16 protein-coding genes and 2 pseudogenes are annotated in these 19,486 nt (G+C 73.2%); 8 read left to right on the top strand and 10 right to left on the bottom strand.

All coding sequences use genetic code 11. From position 1 onward, the window contains the following. Nucleotides 1-279 precede the first annotated feature (279 nt). The 3 genes from gap to ACIGXJ_RS33200 form a co-directional block, all read right to left on the bottom strand. The gene (gene gap, locus ACIGXJ_RS33210) at nt 280-1,278 is read right to left on the bottom strand and encodes a type I glyceraldehyde-3-phosphate dehydrogenase (protein WP_399653419.1); all 999 of its coding nucleotides are present in this window, start codon (nt 1,276-1,278) and stop codon (nt 280-282) included. Nucleotides 1,279-1,402: 124 nt separating this feature from the next. After that, nucleotides 1,403-2,362, bottom strand: a complete 960-nt coding sequence (locus tag ACIGXJ_RS33205) for a GlxA family transcriptional regulator (protein WP_399653416.1) — start codon at nt 2,360-2,362, stop codon at nt 1,403-1,405. Nucleotides 2,363-2,614: 252 nt separating this feature from the next. Continuing rightward, nucleotides 2,615-3,961 (bottom strand): 6-phospho-beta-glucosidase, encoded by a 1,347-nt coding sequence (locus ACIGXJ_RS33200; RefSeq protein ID WP_399653413.1) that lies wholly within the window; start codon nt 3,959-3,961, stop codon nt 2,615-2,617. A 187-nt stretch (nt 3,962-4,148) separates the two neighbouring features. Between ACIGXJ_RS33200 and ACIGXJ_RS33195 the strand changes: the two are divergent. After that, a pseudogene (locus tag ACIGXJ_RS33195) lies at nt 4,149-4,510 on the top strand (amidohydrolase family protein); the annotation flags it as partial. An 84-nt stretch (nt 4,511-4,594) separates the two neighbouring features. Beyond that, the gene (locus tag ACIGXJ_RS33190) at nt 4,595-5,236 is read left to right on the top strand and encodes a GntR family transcriptional regulator (protein ID WP_399653854.1); all 642 of its coding nucleotides are present in this window, start codon (nt 4,595-4,597) and stop codon (nt 5,234-5,236) included. Nucleotides 5,237-5,398: 162 nt separating this feature from the next. Here ACIGXJ_RS33190 and ACIGXJ_RS33185 read toward each other — a convergent pair whose 3' ends face one another. After that, entirely contained in the window at nt 5,399-7,576 is a 2,178-nt protein-coding gene (locus ACIGXJ_RS33185; RefSeq protein ID WP_399653852.1) for a hypothetical protein, read from the bottom strand. Nucleotides 7,577-7,642: 66 nt separating this feature from the next. Beyond that, nucleotides 7,643-7,942 (bottom strand): annotated as a pseudogene (locus ACIGXJ_RS33180) (nuclear transport factor 2 family protein); the annotation flags it as partial. Nucleotides 7,943-7,973: 31 nt separating this feature from the next. Between ACIGXJ_RS33180 and ACIGXJ_RS33175 the strand changes: the two are divergent. Both ACIGXJ_RS33175 and ACIGXJ_RS33170 read left to right on the top strand, forming a co-directional pair. Beyond that, nucleotides 7,974-8,198 (top strand): hypothetical protein, encoded by a 225-nt coding sequence (locus tag ACIGXJ_RS33175; protein ID WP_399653410.1) that lies wholly within the window; start codon nt 7,974-7,976, stop codon nt 8,196-8,198. Nucleotides 8,199-8,238: 40 nt separating this feature from the next. Next, nucleotides 8,239-10,629 carry an ATP-binding cassette domain-containing protein gene (locus tag ACIGXJ_RS33170; RefSeq protein ID WP_399653407.1) on the top strand — a complete coding sequence of 797 codons (2,391 nt, stop codon included), beginning with the start codon at nt 8,239-8,241 and terminating at the stop codon, nt 10,627-10,629. A 60-nt stretch (nt 10,630-10,689) separates the two neighbouring features. On the opposite strand, the gene ACIGXJ_RS33165 is transcribed toward ACIGXJ_RS33170, so the two are convergent. The 3 genes from ACIGXJ_RS33165 to ACIGXJ_RS33155 all read right to left on the bottom strand — a co-directional run bounded on the left by ACIGXJ_RS33165 (nt 10,690) and on the right by ACIGXJ_RS33155 (nt 12,579). Further along, the gene (locus ACIGXJ_RS33165) at nt 10,690-11,247 is read right to left on the bottom strand and encodes a TetR/AcrR family transcriptional regulator (RefSeq protein ID WP_399653404.1); all 558 of its coding nucleotides are present in this window, start codon (nt 11,245-11,247) and stop codon (nt 10,690-10,692) included. Nucleotides 11,248-11,251: 4 nt separating this feature from the next. Beyond that, nucleotides 11,252-11,833, bottom strand: a complete 582-nt coding sequence (locus tag ACIGXJ_RS33160) for a sugar O-acetyltransferase (protein WP_399653402.1) — start codon at nt 11,831-11,833, stop codon at nt 11,252-11,254. 62 nt (nt 11,834-11,895) lie between these two features. Further along, on the bottom strand, nt 11,896-12,579 hold the full coding sequence (locus tag ACIGXJ_RS33155) for a class I SAM-dependent methyltransferase (protein ID WP_399653400.1): 684 nt from the start codon (nt 12,577-12,579) through the stop codon (nt 11,896-11,898). A gap of 651 nt (nt 12,580-13,230) precedes the next feature. Here ACIGXJ_RS33155 and ACIGXJ_RS33150 point away from each other — a divergent pair. Further along, on the top strand, nt 13,231-13,887 hold the full coding sequence (locus ACIGXJ_RS33150) for a maleylpyruvate isomerase N-terminal domain-containing protein (protein ID WP_399653398.1): 657 nt from the start codon (nt 13,231-13,233) through the stop codon (nt 13,885-13,887). Between the two features lie 233 nt (nt 13,888-14,120). Here the strand turns inward: ACIGXJ_RS33150 and ACIGXJ_RS33145 are convergent, their stop codons facing one another. After that, nucleotides 14,121-14,603 (bottom strand): SRPBCC family protein, encoded by a 483-nt coding sequence (locus ACIGXJ_RS33145; protein WP_399653395.1) that lies wholly within the window; start codon nt 14,601-14,603, stop codon nt 14,121-14,123. A 321-nt stretch (nt 14,604-14,924) separates the two neighbouring features. Here ACIGXJ_RS33145 and ACIGXJ_RS33140 point away from each other — a divergent pair, with 321 nt between their 5' ends. From ACIGXJ_RS33140 to ACIGXJ_RS33130, 3 genes are all read left to right on the top strand, one after another. Then, on the top strand, nt 14,925-15,647 hold the full coding sequence (locus ACIGXJ_RS33140) for a hypothetical protein (RefSeq protein WP_399653393.1): 723 nt from the start codon (nt 14,925-14,927) through the stop codon (nt 15,645-15,647). A 96-nt stretch (nt 15,648-15,743) separates the two neighbouring features. Further along, nucleotides 15,744-16,424 carry a class I SAM-dependent DNA methyltransferase gene (locus ACIGXJ_RS33135; RefSeq protein WP_399653390.1) on the top strand — a complete coding sequence of 227 codons (681 nt, stop codon included), beginning with the start codon at nt 15,744-15,746 and terminating at the stop codon, nt 16,422-16,424. 555 nt (nt 16,425-16,979) lie between these two features. Further along, the gene (locus ACIGXJ_RS33130; protein ID WP_399653388.1) at nt 16,980-18,779 is read left to right on the top strand and encodes a SpoIIE family protein phosphatase; all 1,800 of its coding nucleotides are present in this window, start codon (nt 16,980-16,982) and stop codon (nt 18,777-18,779) included. 30 nt (nt 18,780-18,809) lie between these two features. Here ACIGXJ_RS33130 and ACIGXJ_RS33125 read toward each other — a convergent pair whose 3' ends face one another. Next, nucleotides 18,810-19,463 (bottom strand): TetR/AcrR family transcriptional regulator, encoded by a 654-nt coding sequence (locus ACIGXJ_RS33125; RefSeq protein ID WP_399653385.1) that lies wholly within the window; start codon nt 19,461-19,463, stop codon nt 18,810-18,812. Between the last annotated feature and the right edge of the window lie 23 nt (nt 19,464-19,486).

Below are 19,486 nucleotides of genomic sequence, written 5' to 3'. Positions count from 1 at the left end.
GAATCTCCGTCAATGCGGGGGTGAACCAGCGGTGCGCCTATCTGTCCGCACTCCGCAAGTGCGGGGTGATCCTATCACCATGTGAAGTTATGACTATCCGTCAATATCCTTGCAGGGCTGGGGGATTGGCGGTTAATTGGCCAATTGGGGGAAGCCGCGCTTGTGCGGCGGTCCGGGGTGATTCCGGACGATCTTGCCCCAGAAGGCGCACCCCCGGACAGCCGAACTCCCCGTCCGGGCGGTCCTGGACGGGGAGTTGGGCGTGGGGGCGGTGGCGGCTCAGCCGGCGGCGAGCAGCTCCAGCGTGTCGATGACGCGGTTGGAGAAGCCCCACTCGTTGTCGTACCAGGCGACCACCTTGACGTGGCGCCCGTCGACCCGGGTCAGCTCCGAGTCGAAGATCGACGAGGCCGGGTTGCCGGTGATGTCGGACGACACCAGCGGGTCCTCGGAGTACTCCAGGATCCCGGCCAGCGGCCCCTCGGCGGCCTTGCGGTAGGCGTCCAGCACCTCCTCGCGCGTGACGTCCCGGGCGACGGTGGTGTTCAGCTCGACGATCGAGCCCACCGGCACGGGCACCCGGATCGAGTCGCCGGACAGCTTGCCGTCCAGGCCCGGCAGCACCAGGCCGATCGCCTTCGCGGCGCCCGTCGTGGTCGGCACGATGTTCACACCGGCGGCACGGGCGCGGCGCGGGTCGCGGTGCGGGCCGTCCTGGAGGTTCTGCTCCTGGGTGTAGGCGTGCACCGTCGTCATGAAGCCGTGCTCGATGCCCGCGAGCTCGTCCAGGACGGCGGCCAGCGGGGCCAGCGCGTTGGTCGTGCAGGAGGCGTTGGAGACGACGGTGTGCAGCTCGGCGTCGTAGGCGTCGGTGTTCACGCCGTACGCCAGCGTCACGTCGGCCCCGTCCGACGGCGCGCCCACCAGCACCTTCCTGGCACCCGCGTCGATGTGCGCCCGGGCCGCCTTCGCCGAGGTGAACCGGCCCGTCGCCTCCAGCACGAGGTCGACGCCCAGCTCGGCCCACGGCAGCCGGGCCGGCTCGCGCTCGGCCAGCACCTTGATGCGCCGGCCGTCCACCACGAGCGTGTCGCCGTCGACGCTCACCGGACGGCCGAGCCGGCCCGACGTGGTGTCGAAGGCGAGCAGCCGCGCCAGCGCGGCGGGCTCGGTGAGGTCGTTGACGGCGACGATCTCCAGGGCGCTGTCGCGCTCCAGGAGGGCGCGCAGCACATTGCGGCCGATGCGGCCGAAACCGTTGATGGCGATGCGGGTCATGAGTGGTGTGTCCCTTCGTCCCCTCGTCCCTTGGTGCGTCACCAGCCTCGCGCGCCGCGCCCGCCCGTGACCTGGGCGAGAGCGCCATGGTCCGCAAGGATCACGCCAACCCGCCGGGACGGTGTCACTCGCCCCGGGTGAAGGTGCGCCGGTACTCGCTCGGCGTGGTCCCGAGGACCCGCTGGAAGTGCATCCGCAGATTGGCCCCAGTCCCCAGCCCGACGTCGCCCGCGATCTGCTCGACACTGCGACCGGAACGCTCCAGCAGCTCCCGCGCCCGGTCGATGCGGGCCCGCATCACCCACTGCATCGGCGTGTAGCCGGTGTCCTCCACGAACCGCCGGGAGAACGTCCGCGCCGACACCGCCGCGTGCCGTGCCAGCGTCTCCAGAGTGAGCGGCTCGTCCAGCCGGCGCAGCGCCCACTCGCGGGTGGCCGCGAACCGCTCCCCGAGCGGTTCGGGCACCGTCCGCGGCACGTACTGCGCCTGTCCGCCGCTGCGGTACGGCGCCGCCACCAGACGCCGGGCCGCGTGGTTGGAGGCGGCCACCCCGAGGTCGCCGCGCAGGATGTGCAGGCACAGGTCGATGCCGGACGCGGCACCCGCCGAGGTCAGCACGCTGCCCTCGTCCACGAACAGCACGTTCTCGTCGACCTCGACCAGCGGATGCCGCTCGGCGAGCGCCCGCGTGTAGTGCCAGTGGGTCGTGGCCCGCCGCCCGTCCAGCAGCCCCGTCGCGGCCAGCGCGAAGGCACCCGTGGAGATCGCCGCGAGCCGCGCGCCCCGCTCGTGTGCCGCGATCAGCGCCTCCACCACCGCGGCCGGCGGGTCCTCCCGGTCCGGGAACCGGTAGCCCGGCACGAACACCACATCGGCCCAGCCCAGCGCGTCCAGCCCGTCCGCCACGTGGTAGGACAGCCCGTCCCCGCCGGTGACGAGCCCGGGCTCCGCCCCGCACACCCGCACCTCGTACGGCATGCTCGCCCGGGTCGTGAACACCTGCGCCGGGATGCCCACATCGAGCGGCTTCGCCCCTTCGAGCACGAGGACGGCGACACGACGCAGACGGGAGGAGGGTGACACACGCCCAGCCTACGAGGCGCGGTCGTCAGCTCGGCGGCGCGGCGGTCCGTCCGGAGCCGCGCAGCACCGGGCCGGTCGCGGACCGGTTCGGCGCCCGACCGCGCAGTGACCGGTTCTTCGCCGGCCTCGCCGGGAGCGCCGAAGCCTCGCCGGGACCGCCGAAGCCGTGGCGGCACTCGCCGCCGTCCTGCCCGACTTCCGGCCCGGACGCACCCGGCCGGTCGCTCCTCCCTCCGTGGCCGCAAGCTCACCTCAGCCCAGATACGCCAGCCCCGGATGCACCGCCCGGTAGGCGTCGACCAGCCGCCGCGCCACCTCCACCGAGTCGACCAGCGGATGCAGGGCGAAGGCCTTGGCGGCCGTGGCGCGCGAACCCGACTCGGCCGCGGCGAGCACCTCGCGCTCGACCGCCTTGACCGCGCACACCAGTCCCGTCGCATGCGCGGGCAGCGGTGAGACGGCCACCGGGTGGGCGCCGTTGCCGTCGACCAGACAGGGCACCTCGATCACCGCGTCCTCGTCGAGGACGGACAGCGTCGAGCGGTTGCGGACGTTGAGGATGAGCGTCGTGCGCTCGTCGCGCGCGATGGCCCGCATCAGCGCGAGCGCCACCTGCTCGTAGCCGCCGGACTCCGTCAGCGACGCCTCGTCGCGCTCGCCGGCCCCCGCCGCCTCGCGGTTCTCCGCCATGTAGGTCGCCTCGCGCTCGGCCCGGGTGGCGTCCCAGGTCGCCAGCGCGGGCGCCGCCGGATCGCGCATCCGGTCGTAGAAGCGGGCCTGCTGCTCCCGCAGGAACGCCCCGCGCGTCTGCGGGACCTCCTGGTACGCCCGTACCGTCTCGCGGTTGAAGTAGTAGTAGTGCAGGTACTCGTTGGGGATCGCGCCCAGCGACCGGATCCACTCCGGGCCGAAGAGCTTGCCCTCCTCGAAGCCGCCGAGCAGCTCGGGGTCGGCGAGCAGGCGGGGGAGTTCGTCGCGGCCGTCGATGTGCAGCCCGCGCAGCCAGCCGAGGTGGTTGAGGCCGACGTAGTCGATCCACGCCTCCTCCGGCCGGGCCGCCCCCAGCGCGCGGGCCACCCGGCGGCCGAGGCCCACGGGGGAGTCGCAGATGCCGATGACCCGGTCGCCGAGGCGCCTGGACATGGCTTCGGTGACGAGCCCGGCCGGGTTGGTGAAGTTGATGAACCACGCGTCCGGGGCGAGCGCCGCCACCCGCCGTGCGATGTGGTCCACGACCGGCAGTGTGCGCAGCCCGTACGCGATACCGCCCGCGCCGACCGTCTCCTGCCCGAGCACGCCTTCGGCGAGGGCCACGCGTTCGTCCGCCGCGCGGCCCTCGAGACCGCCGACCCGGATCGCGGAGAACACGAAGTCGGCGCCCTTGAGCGCTTCGTCGAGGTCGGTGGTGACGGCAACCCGCGGCGCGTCCGCGTGGCCCGCGGCCTGTTCGGCCAGCACCCGGGCGATCGCGGACAGCCGGGCCGCGTCGAGGTCGTACAGGGTCACGTGCGTGACCCGGCCCTCGGCGTGGTCGCCGAGGAGAGCGCCGTACACGAGCGGCACGCGGAAACCCCCGCCGCCCAGGATGGTCAGTTTCACGCTGCGACAGTACCGGAGGCGTGTGACAGTGCGGCGGGCTTCCGGATGGGATACCAAATATCACGGCTTCGTCGGCTAGCAAGGCGCACTCGGAGGGTGTGCTGCTGTTTTGGTATACAGAACCCACGACACCGCACGCCTCGAAACCCATGACGCCTCCGGCCGCACCGCGCGACGCCGTGGTCTTCCCATCCGCGACCTCGTGCTGCCCCTCGCGAAGCTGCGCGCGCACGGCGTCACCGTCGGCCTCGGCTCCGACGGCGTACGCGACTCCTGGAGCCCCTTCGCAACGCCGGCATGCTCCATCGGGCGCACCTCCTCGGCCGGGTCACCGACGTGCGCCTCGACGACGAGCTCCGCGCCTGCTACGAGACCGCCGCGCACGGCGGTGCCGACGTCATGGGCCTGCCCCGCGCCGACCTCGGCCCGGCCGGCCCGGCCGACTTCGTCCTCGTCCGCGGCGAGTGCCTGCCGCAGGTCCTCGTCGACCTGCCGCCCCGGGACCTCGTCGTCCACGCGGGCGAGGCCGTGGCGCGGGACGGGCGCCTGCTCCAGCCACGCCCGGCCGGCGCTAGGGTCGGTGTGCCGCGTGAACCACGGCGGCGCGGCGGTCGGTACGGGAGAAGGGCGAGCATGACTGCGTCTGGGGACTTCACCCCTGAGTCGGCGCGGGTGACGCGGCAGCTGCGCGACGAGATCCTGGACGGAGTACGCCGCCCGGGCAGCCGCCTGGTCGAGCGCGAGGTCGCCGAGCAGCTGGGGGTCAGCCGCCTGCCGGTCCGCGACGCCCTCAAGACGCTCGTCGCCGAGGGCCTGGTCACGCCCCGGCCCCGCAGCTGGGCGGTGGTCCGGGAGTTCGGCCCCAGCGACGTCGCCGACCTCGACGAGGTCCGCTCCGCACTGGAGACCCTCGCCTTCCGGCTCGCCGCCCAGCGGCACACCCGGGCCGGTCTGGAGCGGCTGCGGGCCGACCTGGACGCCGAACTGGACGCCGCCCGCGCCGGCGACGCCGTACGTGCCCGCCGCGCCGCTGCCGACTTCCACCAGACCGTCGTCCAGCTCGCCGCCAACGAGCTGCTGAGCGCACTGGAAGGCGTACTGCGCAGCCGTATGCGCTGGCTGCTCGGCCGGCACGACGACCTGCTCGCCATGGCCCGCGAGCACGAGGCCCTGTACGACGCCGTCGCCGCCCGTGACGCCGACCGCGTGGAGTCCCTCGTCCTCGACCATCTCGCCACAGGCCGCCGGGCGTTCATGAGCCGCCGGGACCGGTAGGGGGCTGACGCGGGCGGCTCGCGGCGGCCCGGCACACGGATGCGGGGCGCCGCCGCTGCGACGCCCCGCACCTCACGTGAGCGGCGAGGAGAGCGAGAGGACTACATCAAGGAGTGGTAGAAGGAAGCCCCCTCATGGCCTCGCCGCGGGCCACGCTAACAGTCACGCGGGGATCATGTCGCGCAGGTTTTCCGGGGTGTAGACGCGGGAGTCCGGGTGGAGCCCCTCGGGCCGGGTGAGGCCGAGGAAGGTGACCGGGTGCGGCGGGGGCGTCGTGCCGTCCCACAGCGTGACGGAGGAGGCCCGGTCGCCGAGCAGGTCCACGAGGTGACCGACCGTCAGGCTTTCGTGGGCCATCGCGCCCCGCAGCAGTGTGGACACCGTGACACGGTTGGCCTCCACCCGGTTCGCCGACGGACTGCCCTTCAGGTACACGTGCAGCCACTTCGCGTACCAGCGGCCGTCCGCGTCACGCGCGAAGGCCAGCGGCAGCGCCACCCGGCCGGGCCCGCGCAGCTCCGACTTCAGCCGTACCGTGCGCGGTTCGAAGGGGAGGCCCCGCTGCTCGGCGTCGCGGAGCATGAACCCGAAGAACGACTCCTCCACCGTCTCGAAGTCCTCACCCGAGAAGACGTTCACCTGGGGCACGATGTACGCGCCCTGCACCGCGCCCAGCCGCAGGTTGATGAACTCCGAGGCCCCGTCGGGCGCTTCGGTGACGTCCCCGGAGTGCTCGCCCTCGACGGCCGCCAGCGCGGTCCACGACAGCCAGGAGAGGGTCTTGTACTCGGCCGAGAGCATCAGCGCCGACAGGTCGTAGTCGGTGTCGCGCCGGGTCTGCCTCCAGTACACGAAGAACCGCAGCAGCTCGCCCTCGACCCGCGACACCGAGCCGCGCGGCAGCACCCCGAACCCGGACGCGGCCGCACGGCCGCTCAGCGGAAGGGCCACGTCCAGCATCCCGGGCTCGATCAGCAGATGCCCCGGGTCCGGCAGCCGGCGCGCGGTCTCCGCGTCGAGCGCGGCGACCAGCGCCGCGCGCCCGGTCTCGGGCAGTCGGGGCCGGTCGTCGGCCGCCACCCAGGCGCCGCCCGCACGGTTGACGAACACCCGCTGCCGGTCGCTCGCGCCGCAACGGTTGTGCAGATGCTCCCGCACGGACAGCAGCACCCGGCCGGACACCTGCCCCGCGGTGCGCCGCGCGGCCGCGACGACGGCGTCCCGCTCCGCCTCATCGGACGCCGTGCGCAGCAGCCGGTCCAGCGCGCGGTACAGCCGGCCCGGCGCGGACGCCAGCAACTGCGCCGCCCCGGCCACCTCCCCGCGCGCCAGCAGCTCCTCCACCCGGCCCTCCAGCGACGGCACCCGGCGCTCACCGCGCGCGACCGCGAACACGGCGGCCGCGTGCGCCAGGCGCGGGTACTCGTGCGGGTGCAGCCGCTCACCGAGCCGCTTCCACCGCTCCGCGTACGCCGCCACATCGGCGAGCTTGCCGGGGGAGGCGCCCACCACCGCGTCCAGCCCGGTGAGCAGGGCACGCCGCGCCGGCCGGGACAGCCGCACGAACCGCGTCGGCTCCCGCAGCGTCACATCGCCGTCCGACAGCGCGCACGCCAGGCGCAGCACGTCCGTCACCGTGTCCAGCAGCAGCGGGCGACCCGCCTTCAGCCGCGCCGCGTTGACGATCGCACGGTTCTCCCGCACCGGGATCTCCGCCGGCTGCGGGCCCTCGGCGCACACCCCGGCCAGCGTCCGCAGGTCCGCGAGGTGCTCCTCCCCGAGCGGCGTGACACTCCCGGCCAGCGCCAGATACAGCGCGGTCACCTCCGAGTCCGGGGTGCCGCCCGCGTGCAGCACCGTGACCCGGTCGCCCGCGGCCTCGATCAGTTCGTCGTGGGCGGCGAGCATGTCCTCGTAGGTGTGCTGGTACCTGCCGTACGACGGCAGCGTCAGCAGGTCGACGACACCCTCGCTCAGCTGGTCGAGCGTCCCGGCGCGGGTGGCCTCGTCGGCGAGGGCCTCCGCGATGCAGCTCAGCCAGAAGTCCTCGGTGTCGGGCACCCCGGCGGGGAAGTCGCGGAAGTACGTGTTGTGCCGGACATGGTCGCCGACCATCTCCCGCACGGTGTCCAGCGTGCGCCGCCCCGTCTCCACGACCGCCGCCTCCGGCAGCCCGGCCAGCCGCTCCAGCAGCTCAGCCGACAGCTTGAACCCGGCGGACATCAGCGCCGAGTCCAACTGCCTGGCTGCCGCGACACTCTGACCGGGCGTCACACCGGAGGAGGCGACGGGGACGCGGTGGGTGTGCCGTACGACCAGGGAAGTGAGACGGTGATCCATCCGGCCATGCTGGCAGAGCGGCGATCGGCGCCGCACCCGGATATGCGCCCGCGTCCGCCGCTCAGGGGACGGCTTGACGTCCCCGGCGAACACGATCATCTGGTCGACGAGACTGCGGCGCAGGTGCACCACATCCGTCCCCGCCAGCCGGGGCCCCTCGTCCGGGGTCGTGAACACCCACTGGTAGCGCGCCCATTCACCGGGCATGTCCACCGCGGAGCAGCGCACCATCGTCCCCGCGCCCGCCGGGTGGTGCCGCAGGTCCAGCACGAACCGCTGGACCGCCGCGACGCCCTCGCTGCGGCCCAGCGGCCCCCAGAACACCACGTCCGGCGTCAGGGCCTGCGACAGCGGCGAGGTCACGTGCCGGGACATCCCCGAGGCCGCCTGGACGCCTGTGGAGGCCACGCCGTTCCCCCTGATCGTGCCGCCCGCACAGCAGCCGCGGTGGCTCAAGGAGCAGGCACCCTGCGAGGTCGTCACCGAGGTGCGCACCACCCTCACGGACACCGCGATGGACGGCACCCCGCTGAAGGACGGCACGGTGCAGGCGGGCCCCGGCCACCGCCGAAAGGTAACCCGGTCAGGAACGGAGAAGCCCCCGCCGCCCGGTCGCGTCTAGGGTGACGTCGTACGGACGCGCGAGGGCACATGGAGACAGGATGAGCAGGGCGACCAAGACGGACACGCAGCCGGACCCCTTGTCGGCGCCGCACATCGCGGACAGCCACGAGCTGATCCGGGTGATCGGCGCCCGCGAGAACAACCTCAAGGACGTCAGCGTCGAGATCCCCAAGCGGCGGCTCACCGTGTTCACCGGGGTGTCCGGCTCGGGCAAGAGCTCCCTGGTTTTCGACACGATCGCCGCCGAGTCGCAGCGGCTGATCAACGAGACGTACAGCGCGTTCGTGCAGGGCTTCATGCCCTCGCTGTCGCGGCCCGAGGTCGACGTCCTCGACGGCCTCACCACCGCGATCATCGTCGACCAGAAGCGGATGGGCGCCGACCCCCGCTCCACCGTCGGCACCGCCACCGACGCCAACGCGATGCTGCGCATCCTCTTCAGCCGCCTCGGCGACCCGCACATCGGCCCGCCCAGCGCGTACGCCTTCAATGTGCCCTCGGTCCGCGGCAGCGGCGCGATCGCGGTCGGCGACAAGAAGGCAGTGAAGGCGACCTACAGCCGCACCGGCGGCATGTGCCCGCGCTGCGAGGGCCGCGGCACGGTCTCCGACATCGACCTCACCCAGCTCTACGACGACTCCAAGTCGCTGAACGAGGGCGCCCTGACCATCCCCGGCTACACCATGGACGGCTGGTACGGGCGGATCTACCGGGGCTGCGGCTTCTTCGACCCGGACAAGCCCATCCGCGAGTTCACCGAGAAGGAGCTGCACGACCTCCTCCACAAGGAGCCCACCAAGATCAAGGTCGAGGGCATCAACCTGACCTACGAAGGGCTGATCCCCAAGATCCAGAAGTCGATGCTGTCCAAGGACATCGACGCCCTCCAGCCGCATGTCCGCGCTTTCGTGGAGCGCGCCACGACCTTCACCACCTGCCCCGAGTGCGACGGCACCCGCCTCGCCGAGGGCGCCCGCGCCTCCAGGATCAAGGGCGTCTCCATCGCCGACGCGTGCGCGATGCAGATCAGTGACCTCGCCGAATGGGTCGCCGGGCTGAAGGAGCCCTCCGTGGCGCCGCTGCTGGAGTCCCTGCGGCACACCCTGGAGTCGTTCACGGAGATCGGCCTCGGCTACCTCTCCCTGGACCGCCCGGCCGGCACGCTGTCCGGCGGCGAGGCGCAGCGCGTGAAGATGATCCGCCACCTCGGCTCCTCGCTCACCGACGTGACGTACGTCTTCGACGAGCCCACCACCGGTCTGCACCCGCACGACATCCAGCGGATGAACGACCTGCTGCTGCGCCTGCGCGACAAGGGCAACACCGTCCTCGTCGTGGAGCACAAGCCGCAGACGATCGCGATCGCCGACCACGTCGTCGACCTCGGCCCCGGTGCCGGCACGGGCGGCGGCACCGTCTGCTACGAGGGCACGGTCGAGGGCCTGCGGGCGGCCGGCACCGTCACCGGACGCCACCTCGACGACCGGGCCGCACTCAAGGACTCGGTCCGCAGGCCCACCGGCAAGCTCCCCGTCCGCGGCGCGAACGCGCACAACCTCCAGGACGTCGACGTCGACATCCCCCTCGGTGTGCTGACGGTCGTCACCGGCGTGGCCGGCTCCGGCAAGAGCTCACTGGTGCACGGCTCGATCCCCGCGGAGGAGGGCGTCGTCTCGGTCGACCAGGGCCCCATCCGCGGCTCCCGGCGCAGCAACCCGGCCACCTACACCGGGCTGCTGGAGCCGATCCGCAAGGCCTTCGCCAAGGCCAACGGCGTCAAGCCCGCCCTGTTCAGCGCCAACTCCGAGGGCGCCTGCCCCACCTGCAACGGCGCCGGCGTCATCTACACCGACCTGGCGATGATGGCCGACGTGTCCACGGTGTGCGAGGACTGCGAGGGCAAGCGCTACGACGCCTCCGTCCTGGAGTACCACCTCGGCGGCCGCGACATCAGCGAGGTGCTCGCGATGTCGGTGACCGAGGCCGAGGCGTTCTTCGCCGACGGCGAGGCCCGCCTCCCGGCCGCGCACAAGATCCTCCAGCGGCTCGCCGACGTCGGCCTCGGCTACCTCACCCTCGGCCAGCCGCTCACCACCCTCTCCGGCGGTGAGCGCCAGCGGCTGAAGCTCGCCACGCACATGGCCGACAAGGGCGGCGTGTACGTCCTGGACGAGCCGACCACCGGCCTGCACCTGGCCGATGTCGCCCAACTCCTCGGCCTGCTCGACCGGCTGGTCGACTCCGGTAAGTCGGTCGTCGTGATCGAGCACCACCCGGCGGTCATGGCGCACGCCGACTGGATCATCGACCTCGGCCCGGGCGCCGGCCACGACGGCGGCCGCGTCGTCTTCGAGGGCACGCCCGCCGACCTGGTCGCCGCGCGCTCCACCCTCACCGGCGAGCACCTGGCGGAGTACGTCGGCGCCTGAACGCGCCCTGTGTGAAAGGCCCGTGCGGCACGGCGTCAGGTTCCGTGCCGCACGGGCGGCTCAGCCCTCCCGCCGACCGGTCTCGGTGATGCGGGAGATCGCCTCCAGGGTCAGCGCACGCCCGTGAGGCTCCTGCGCCAGGGCCCGATGGAGCGTCAGACCCTCGATCAGCGCGTCGAGTTGACGCGCGGTGTCCGGATCGAAGTGCTTCTCCAGATGGACCCGGCTGCGCCGCATCCACTCATGGGTCAGCTCCCGGTACTCCGGCCGGCGCGCGGCGAGCGTGTACAGCTCCTGGGTGAGCACGAGGTCGCGCCGGCTGCCCTCGGACAGCACGTGCACCAGATCCGCCACTGCCTGCCTGGCCTCCTCGCGGCCGGCCGGCGCGGACAGATGGGCGTCGAAGACGGCGACGAAGTGCTCGACGAACCGTCCGAACGCTTCCCGCAGCAGATCGTCGATCCCGCTGAAGTGATACGTCATCGACCCCAGCGGCACGCCCGCGCGCCCGGCGATCTTGCGGTGCGACACGCCGGCGACGCCCTCCTCGGCGATCAGGTCCAGGGCCGCGTCGAGGATGCGCTCGCGGCGCTGCGGGTCGGTGTGTCCGGTGGCCATGACGTCAGAGCTCGCGCACCACGCGGGCGGGGTTGCCGACGGCCACGACGTTCGCGGGCACGTCCTTGGTGACCACCGAGCCCGCGCCGATCACCGAGTTGTCCCCGATGGTCACACCGGGCAGCACGATCACTCCGCCGCCGAGCCACACGTTGTCCCCGATCGTGATCGGCCGCGCCGCCTCCAGCTTGTCGCGCCGTGGCTGCGGCTCCAACGGGTGTGTGGGCGTGAGCAGTTGCACGTTCGGGCCGATCTGGCAGTCCTCGCCGATCGTGACGGCCGCGACGTCCAGCGCCGTGAGGTTGTAGTTCACGAAGGTACGCGCGCCGATGCTGATGTTGCTGCCGTAGTCGACGTACAGCGGCGGCCGCACATGCGCCTCCTCGCCCAGCGACCCGAGCAGCTCGACGAGTACCGCCCGCGCCGCGCCGGCGTCCTCCGCGCAGGCCGCCTGATACCGCGCCGCCAGCCGCACGGCCTCCTGCTGGCGCCGCGCGATCTCCGGGTCGTCGGCGATGTAGAGATCGCCCGCGAGCATGCGCTCGAGGTTCGTGCGCGGGTCGCCCGCGAAGTGGTCCGTCACCATGCGTACGATCGTACACTCCAAAGCGTACGGACGTACACTCGCCTCGTCCGGGCCTCCCGGGCTCAGGGCCGCCGACGGGCGAGGAAGGTCGCGATCGTGCTCCTCCCGTCCATCTCCGGCGGCTGTACAAGTCGCGCTGTGACGTCGAAGCCGGCCTCACCGAGCAGCGCGGCGAGCCGTTCCGGGGGCAGCAGGTGGGACTCGTAGGACACCGGAAGCCCGCCGTAGGCATGCGTCGGGCGCCGGCGCCGGCCCTCGCCCGCGTGCCCGGCGAGCATCAGGTGCCCGCCGGGTGCCAGGGTGCGGCGGAACTCGGCGAACAGGCGGGGCAGTTCGGCGGGCGGGGTGTGATGCGTGGAGTAGTACGCCAGGACGCCGCCGAGCGAGCCGTCGTCCAGGTCCAGCCCCGTCATCGACCCCACCTCGAAGCGCAGACCGGGATGGGCCGCCCGCGCCGGCCCGACCATCCTCGGCGACACGTCGACCCCGAACACAGACAGGCCCAGAGCGGCCAGATACGCCGTCACCTTGCCCGGCCCGCACCCCACGTCCGCGACCGGCCCCGGCCCGTCGGCGCGGACGAGCTCTGCGAAGGCGGCCAGCATGCCCCGCGACAACGGGTCCAGCTCGGCGGGTGACTTGACGAGCGCGGCGTAGGCGGCGGCGACGGTGTCGTACGACTCCCGGACCGCGGTGAGGTAGGAGGGCTCGGTACTCCCGGCCGGGTGCGCTGGTTCGCTGCTCATGCCCTCACCTCTCACATCCTGTGGCTGCTCCGGGTGGGTGACGATACGGCGGGCGTGCCGCGGCCACCCGCCGGGACCTCCATGGCTGACGGCCCCTCAGGGGGCGCGCGCTCCTTGCGGAGTGCTTCCAAGGGTGCTTGCCGTGCGCCGGTTCACCCCATGGACGGAGGATGCGCGGTGGCCGGGGTGGGCAGGCATGAGCGCCATGGAACAAATCGATTCTGCACCAGCAGGGAGAAACGTTCAGCCAGGGGAAGGCGTGAGACCCGGGGATGACGTCGCCAGGAGCCGGCCAGCCCGAAGGGCGGCCCCCGCACCCGCAGCCCCCTCGGGATGCGGGCACACCGATCTACGAGGAACTCGTGCAGCAGTGGCGCGCGGCGGGGCGTGAAGTGCCCAAGCCGAACGAGTTCATTGAGGTGCGACGACCGGTGGAGTCGCAGGACTACTTCGGTCGGGGCTGACGGTGTCGGCCGTCCGCTGTGCGGGGCTGAGCGGGGGCCGCGTGGTCGATCGTGCGACCGCCGCCCGGGGCCGGCCGAGGGTGGCAGGCCGACCGCCGCCCGGGCGGCCCTGCCCGACACGACCCGCCGTCCCTGCCCGCCCGGAACGCGGTTGTCCGGCCGTACGTTGCCGCACTACGGTGCCGCGGTGGACCTCTTCACACACGCCTGGACCGCACTGCTCACGGCCGTGGCCGAGACCCCGGACGAGGACTTCGAGCGGCCCTCCGGCTGCGCCGGGTGGCTCGTACGGGACCTGGTGTGCCACCTCGTCATCGACGCGCAGGACGTCCTGATCACCCTGGCCACGCCCGCCGAGGCCGAGCCGACCGTGGACGCCGTCACGTACTGGGACCTGGTCGAGCCACCGACCGGCGACGACCCGCTCGACGCGTTGATCCCCCGGCTGGCGGCCGCGTACGGCGACCCGGCCCTGCTGAAGTTCCATCTCGACGACGTCGGTTCGGCGGCGGGCCGCGCCGCCGCGCTCGCCGACCCGGCCCTCCGGGTGAGCACCAAGGGCGAGGTGCTGACGGTCGGCGACTACCTCTCGGCGTACGTCCTCGAGTGGACCCTGCACCACCTGGACCTCGTCGCGTACCGGCCGTCGGCCGCGCAACCGCCCGGTGAGACCCTCGCCGCGGCCCGCGCGGCGCTGGAGAAGATCGCCGGGGCCCCGTTCCCCGCGTCGTTCCCCGACCAGGACGCCCTGCGGATCGGCACGGGGCGCCGGACGCCGACCGGCACGGAGAGGGCGGCACTCGGCGACGGCCTCGCCGCGCGACTTCCGTTCGTCCTCGGCTGAAACGCGACTTCCGTTCGTCCTCGGCTGAAGCGCGCCTTGCGCTCGTCCTCGGCTGAACCGACTGCGGGTACGCCCGGCCCTTTCGGGGCCGGGCACGCGGAAGGGGCCAGGGCGTCAGCGCGCCCAGGCCCCTGTCCTGTCGTCCGGGTGGGTCTCCCCGTCCGCTTCCGCGTCCCTGTCGGCGTCCGCGTCAGCCTCGGCGGCGACGGCGGACGGCCCTCAGGGCGGAGTCGTCAGAGCGGCGTCGGACCGCCCACGTCGCCCGGACGGATGCGTCCGCGCCAGGCGCCGCTCTCGCCGCCGCGCTCCTCGATGTACTCCTTGAACCGCTTCATGTCGCCCTTCACCCGCCGGTCGATCGTGCCGAGCAGATCGCCGACCTTCTCGGCGGCACCGCTGGGCTCCACGTCCATGACCAGCTCCACCCGCGTGTGCGTGTCGTCGACGCGCTCGAAGCGGACGGAGCCCTTCTGGTTGGTGTCGCCCGAGGTGGTACGCCAGGTGATGCGCTCGTCGGGCAGCTGGTCGACGATCTCGGTGTCGAACTCCCGCTTCACCCCGCCGATCTTGGTCGTCCAGTGATTGTGGCGGTCGTCCACCTGCCTGACCTCCTCGACTCCCTCCATGAAGTTCGGGAACTCCTCGAACTGCGTCCACTGGTTGTAGGCGGTGTGCAGCGGAACGCTGACTTCGACCGTCTCCTTGACCGTGCTCATCGTGTGTACCTCCGTGTACTACGTCGATCGGCGGCAGCCCGTCGGCCACCGCGGTCGGTCGGGGCTTGTTGCGCCGGGTACCCGCGAAGGCCGGGTATCCACGTGGTCACCCGAGTCAGGTTGCGGCGGGGCGGACCGGGACGTGGGTTCGACGGTTCGCCGGAGGGTGTGATCCGGCATGTCGCGGCGCCACCTGCCGTGCGGGCGAGGCGTTGGGGATGCCGTGGCACGGCCGCGGCGACGGCTCCGCCGGGACCGCCGGGCGTGACGCCCCCCCGTCCGGCGGCCCGCAGGGGCCGACGACCCGCACAGGACGCCCGCATGTACTCCAACCCACCCGTGGAGCGGGGCGGCGGCGCCGCGCCCACCACCCGCACGACCCTCATACGCGCCCTGGACGACAGCGCCGACACCCTGCGCCCGGGGCGGTCCGCACTCACCCCGGAGGGCGCCTTCGACGCGCTGTACGTCTACGCCGCTCCCGGCCTGATAGAGCAGGCATACCTGCTGACCGGCTGCCGCCGCCGCGCCTTCGAGTCCGCCGAGCACGCCTTCCGGCAGGCCTGGGAACGCTGGCCCGAGGTCGCCCGCGACCCCGACCCGGTGGGCTGGGTGCGGGCAGCGACCCATGAGCACGCCCTGTCGCCCTGGCACCGCTTCCGGCGACTCGTCATCCGCCCGAGCCCCGCGCCCGCCGATCCGCTGCTGCGCGCCCTGCTGGAGCTTCCCCCGCGGCACCGCCGTACGGCCGTGCTGTGCGACGGACTCGGGCTCGGCGTGTCGGAGGCCGCCGCCGAGACGGAGGCCAGCAGCCATGCCGTACGCGGTCGGCTCGGGCACGCTCGTGCCGCCCTCGCCGCGACCCCGGAGGCGGCACGCCGGGCACTGCGCACCCGCATGGAGCAGGCGTCGGCCGCGACCCTGGCCCTGCCGTGGTCCGTACGCGCGGGCAGCGAGCGACGCGTACGCGCCCTGACCCGTACGGTGTTCATGGTGACGGCGGCCCTGGTCGCGCTCATCGCCCTGGCGATCCACGGCGGTTGAGGCGATTTCCGCGAAGCGGTTTCTCTGTGGACGTGCCGCCACGGCAGGGTCTCCTGTGCAAGGATGATCCAAGCCTTAGCCTGAGGGAGACGCAGCGTGAGCAGTGCTGGTGAGGGAGTCGACTACGACGGCCTGCGGGTCGACCGGACGGGTCAGGCGGAGGCCTTCGACGCCATCGGTGACCGTTACGACGAGGCATTCCCCCACAAGGAGGGGCAGGTCCAGTCCGCCGACTGGCTCCTGAAGCGCCTCTCGCCCGGCGCGCGCGTGCTGGACCTCGGCTGCGGCACCGGACTGCCGACCTCGCGCCAGCTCGCCGACGGCGGGTGCGCCGTGGTGGGCGTCGACCTGTCGGCCGGCATGGTCGAGCTGGCCCGCCGCAATGTGCCCGACGGGGAGTTCCACCGGGCGGACATCGCCGACCTGCGCCCCGGCGGCTCCCTGGACCTGGGCCGTTTCGACGCCGTCGCGGCCTTCTTCTCGCTGCTGATGCTGCCGCGCGCGGAGATCCCTCTCGCCCTGAAGACGATCCACGGGCTGCTGGAACCGGGTGGCCTGCTCGTCCTGTCGATGGTCGAGGCGGATGTCGACGACTTCGCGATCCCCTTCCTCGGCAGCACCATCCGCGTCACGGGCTACCTCCGCGACACCCTCCGCGAGGTCGTCGAGGCGGCCGGCTTCTCGATCGACGGGGAGTCCTCCTACACCTACGCGCCGGAGAGCTCCGACGTCCCACCGGAGGAGCAGATCTTCCTGCGCTGTACGAAACTCGACTAGGGCCTGTCCTCCGGATCAGGCCGGTTGTCACAGGCAGCGCGATTCAGGCCAGTCGAGCAGAGCGGGGCGCGGGAGAGCCAGACCCATGTCAGCAGAAGCGGCCGGAGACGAGCAGGGCGCCGGCCCGAGCCCGTCGGACGGAGCGATACGGCGACGTCCGTGTGCCCACGGCCCGAGCCGGTCGGGCGGAGTGGTTCGGGGGTGTGCCTGTGCGCAGGGCCCGAGCCGGTCGGGCGGAGTGGTTCGGGGGTGTGCCTGCGCTTGCGGCCCCAGCCCGTCGGACGGAGCGGTACGGCGTGCCTGTGCCCACGGCCCGAGCCGGTCGGGCGGAGTGGTTCGGGGGTGTGCCTGCGCTTGCGGCCCCAGCCCGTCGGACGGAGCGATACGGCGACGCCCGTGTGCGCACGGTCCGAGCCTGCCGGGCGAGGCGGTACGGCGTGCCTGCGGCCTGTGCCTGCCGGGCCGAGCGATACCGCGGTGTCCGTGTGTGTTCCGCCCGGGGTGCCGGGGGAGCGGTGGACGGGTCCGGCGGGTACGGACCGCCGCGGTGGTCTCGTGATCGGCGCACGGGGCGGCTCCGAGCCGGGCCGGCGTCGCAGGCTGCGGGGTGCGCGGCCCGTGCGCGGCGACGGGCACGCCCGTGCCCTGCGGGACGCCCATGCCCTGCGGGAGGGCGGTGCCCTGCGTGACGTAGGCGCCATGCGCGATCTCCGGGCCCTGCGCGACGCGGGGACGGACCGGCTGCGCTACCTGGACACCGCCACCCGGCGCATCGCCCGCGGCATGAACCTGGACGAGACACTCGCCGAGCTGTGCCGGGTCGCCGTGCCGCTCTTCGCCGACCTCGTCGTCGTCCATCTCCACGACCCGCTGCCGGTCGGCGACACCGCCTCCGCCGCCCCCACCCTGCTCAGGCTGCACAGTGTCCACCGCGAGGGGGTGCCGGCACCGCAGGCACCGCCGCGGGCCGTCAAGGGGGAGCCGGCACAGCTGCTGCGGTCCGGGCGGCCCGTGTTCGCCACCACTCCGGAGGCCGCGGCCGTCGCGGCGGAGCTGCTCGCGTCGGCCGGACTGCCCGAGGAGGTGCCGCCCGGCCGGCGGGTGATCGTCGCCCCGCTGTGCGGCCGCCACCACGTCCTGGGCTGCGTCACCCTCGTCCGCGACCGCGGCCGCCGCGCCTTCACCGGCGACGACCTGCTCGTCGCCTCCCAGCTCGCCACCCACGCCGCGCTCGGCGTCGACAAGGCGCTCACCCATGGCCACGAGTCGTCCGTGGCCGACACACTGCAGCGCACCATGCTGCCGCCGTCCCTGCCCGCGCTCGCGGGCGTCCGCCTCGCCAGCCGCTATCTGCCCGCCTCGCGGACCGCGGAGGTGGGCGGCGACTGGTACGACGCCATCCCGCTGCCCGGCAACCGGGTCGCCCTCGTCATCGGCGACGTGATGGGCCACTCCCTCACCTCGGCCGCGATCATGGGCCAGCTGCGCACGGTGGTCCACACGCTTGCCGGCCTGGACCTCCCGCCGCACGAGGTCCTGCACCACCTCGACGAACAGGCCGGCCGGCTCGGCAGCCAGCACCTCGCCACCTGCCTGTACGCCGTGTACGACCCGGTCTCCCGCCGCCTGCTGATGGCCAACGCCGGCCACCCGCCGCCGCTGCTGCTGCGCCCGGACGGGTCGGCGGAGGCCCTCACGCTGCCTTCAGGAGTGCCGATAGGCGTGGGCGGCGGCGTCTTCGAGACCACCGAGATGCCCGCGCCCACCGGAGCCACCCTGCTGCTCTACACCGACGGCCTCGTCGAGTCGCGCGGCTCGGACATCCAGACGGGCATCACACGGCTGCGCCACCGGCTGCGCGCCCATGGCGCGGCGGGCCCGCCCGCGCTGGAGCCCCTGTGCGAGGCGGCGCTCGGCACCCTGGACGAGGTCGAGCGCGAGGACGACGTCGCCCTGCTCGCCGCGCGTTTCGAGGGCCTCCTGCCCGAGACCGCCGCGAACTGGTACCTGACCCCGCATCCGCGCACCGCGGGCCAGGCCCGCCGGCTGGTCCGGCGCACCCTGCGCCGCTGGGGCCTGGCCGACCTCTCCGACACGACCGAGCTGCTGGTCAGCGAGGTCGTCGCGAACGCCGTCCGGGTCACCACCCGGCCCCTCACCCTGCGGCTGCTGCGCACCGACGTCCTGCGCGTCGAGGTCCGGGACGACTCCGTGCAACTGCCCCGGCTCGGCCACGCCCAGCTCGACGACGAGGGCGGCCGCGGCCTGTTCCTCGTCGACCAGCTGGCACTGCGGTGGGGTGCCACGCGGGTGAGCGGCGGCAAGATCGTGTGGTTCGAGCAGCAACTGCCCTGAGGCGACGGCCGGATCGAGGGGCGGACCGCGTCAGCCCTGCGCGCCGCGCGGGCCGTAGTGCGCGAGGAACATGTCGACCCCGCCGGTGACCAGACGCTCCGTCAGGTCGTCGTCGATCTGGGTGCCGTACGAGCTGAAGACCATGTGGGGGAAGACGAGCAGCCCGTAGAACTGCAGGACGGCGACCTGGAGGTCGGGGATGGCCAGGCGGCCCTGTCCGGCGAGGCCGCGCAGGGCGTCGGCCACGGCCGGGTGGTGGCTCTCGGTGCCGTGGTGGCGCCAGGCCTCGCCCAGTTCGGGGAAGCGGTGGAGCTCGGCGGCGACGAGGTTGCGCAGGGCGGCGACCTCGTCGTTGGTGCGGACGGCGTGGACCCAGGCGCGGGCCGCGTCGACGAGGGCGGCGCGCAGGTCCTCGGCCTCGGCGAGGCCCTCCAGCGCGGCCGCGGACTCACCGGCGAGGGGTTCGTCGAGCGCGCTGGTGATGACGGCGGTGAAGAGGGCTTCCTTGCTGCCGAAGTGGTTGTAGACGGTCACCTTGGACACGCCCGCCGCGGCGGCGATGGCGTCCATGCCCACGCCGAAGCCCTCCCGCAGGAACAGCTCGCGCGCGGCCCGCACGATGGCCTGCCGCTTGAGCTCCGCCCGGGGTCCGCTCGGCCGCTGTCTGCCGGTCTCCACGCTCATGGGCCGACCCTAACACCCCGCTG

The organism is Streptomyces sp. NPDC053367 (assembly GCF_044545925.1).
GTDB lineage: Bacteria > Actinomycetota > Actinomycetes > Streptomycetales > Streptomycetaceae > Streptomyces.
Note: the sequence above shows the minus strand (reverse complement) of the source record. Positions and strands in the feature narration are given on the sequence as shown.

Coding starts and splice junctions, on each gene's coding strand:
- gap (WP_399653419.1), bottom strand. CDS start 1,278: ATGACCCGCATCGCCATCAACGGTTTCGGCCGCATCGGCCGCAATGTG.
- ACIGXJ_RS33190 (WP_399653854.1), top strand. CDS start 4,595: ATGACTGCGTCTGGGGACTTCACCCCTGAGTCGGCGCGGGTGACGCGG.
- ACIGXJ_RS33185 (WP_399653852.1), bottom strand. CDS start 7,576: ATGGATCACCGTCTCACTTCCCTGGTCGTACGGCACACCCACCGCGTC.
- ACIGXJ_RS33170 (WP_399653407.1), top strand. CDS start 8,239: ATGAGCAGGGCGACCAAGACGGACACGCAGCCGGACCCCTTGTCGGCG.
- ACIGXJ_RS33165 (WP_399653404.1), bottom strand. CDS start 11,247: ATGGCCACCGGACACACCGACCCGCAGCGCCGCGAGCGCATCCTCGAC.
- ACIGXJ_RS33160 (WP_399653402.1), bottom strand. CDS start 11,833: ATGGTGACGGACCACTTCGCGGGCGACCCGCGCACGAACCTCGAGCGC.
- ACIGXJ_RS33155 (WP_399653400.1), bottom strand. CDS start 12,579: ATGAGCAGCGAACCAGCGCACCCGGCCGGGAGTACCGAGCCCTCCTAC.
- ACIGXJ_RS33145 (WP_399653395.1), bottom strand. CDS start 14,603: ATGAGCACGGTCAAGGAGACGGTCGAAGTCAGCGTTCCGCTGCACACC.
- ACIGXJ_RS33140 (WP_399653393.1), top strand. CDS start 14,925: ATGTACTCCAACCCACCCGTGGAGCGGGGCGGCGGCGCCGCGCCCACC.
- ACIGXJ_RS33125 (WP_399653385.1), bottom strand. CDS start 19,463: ATGAGCGTGGAGACCGGCAGACAGCGGCCGAGCGGACCCCGGGCGGAG.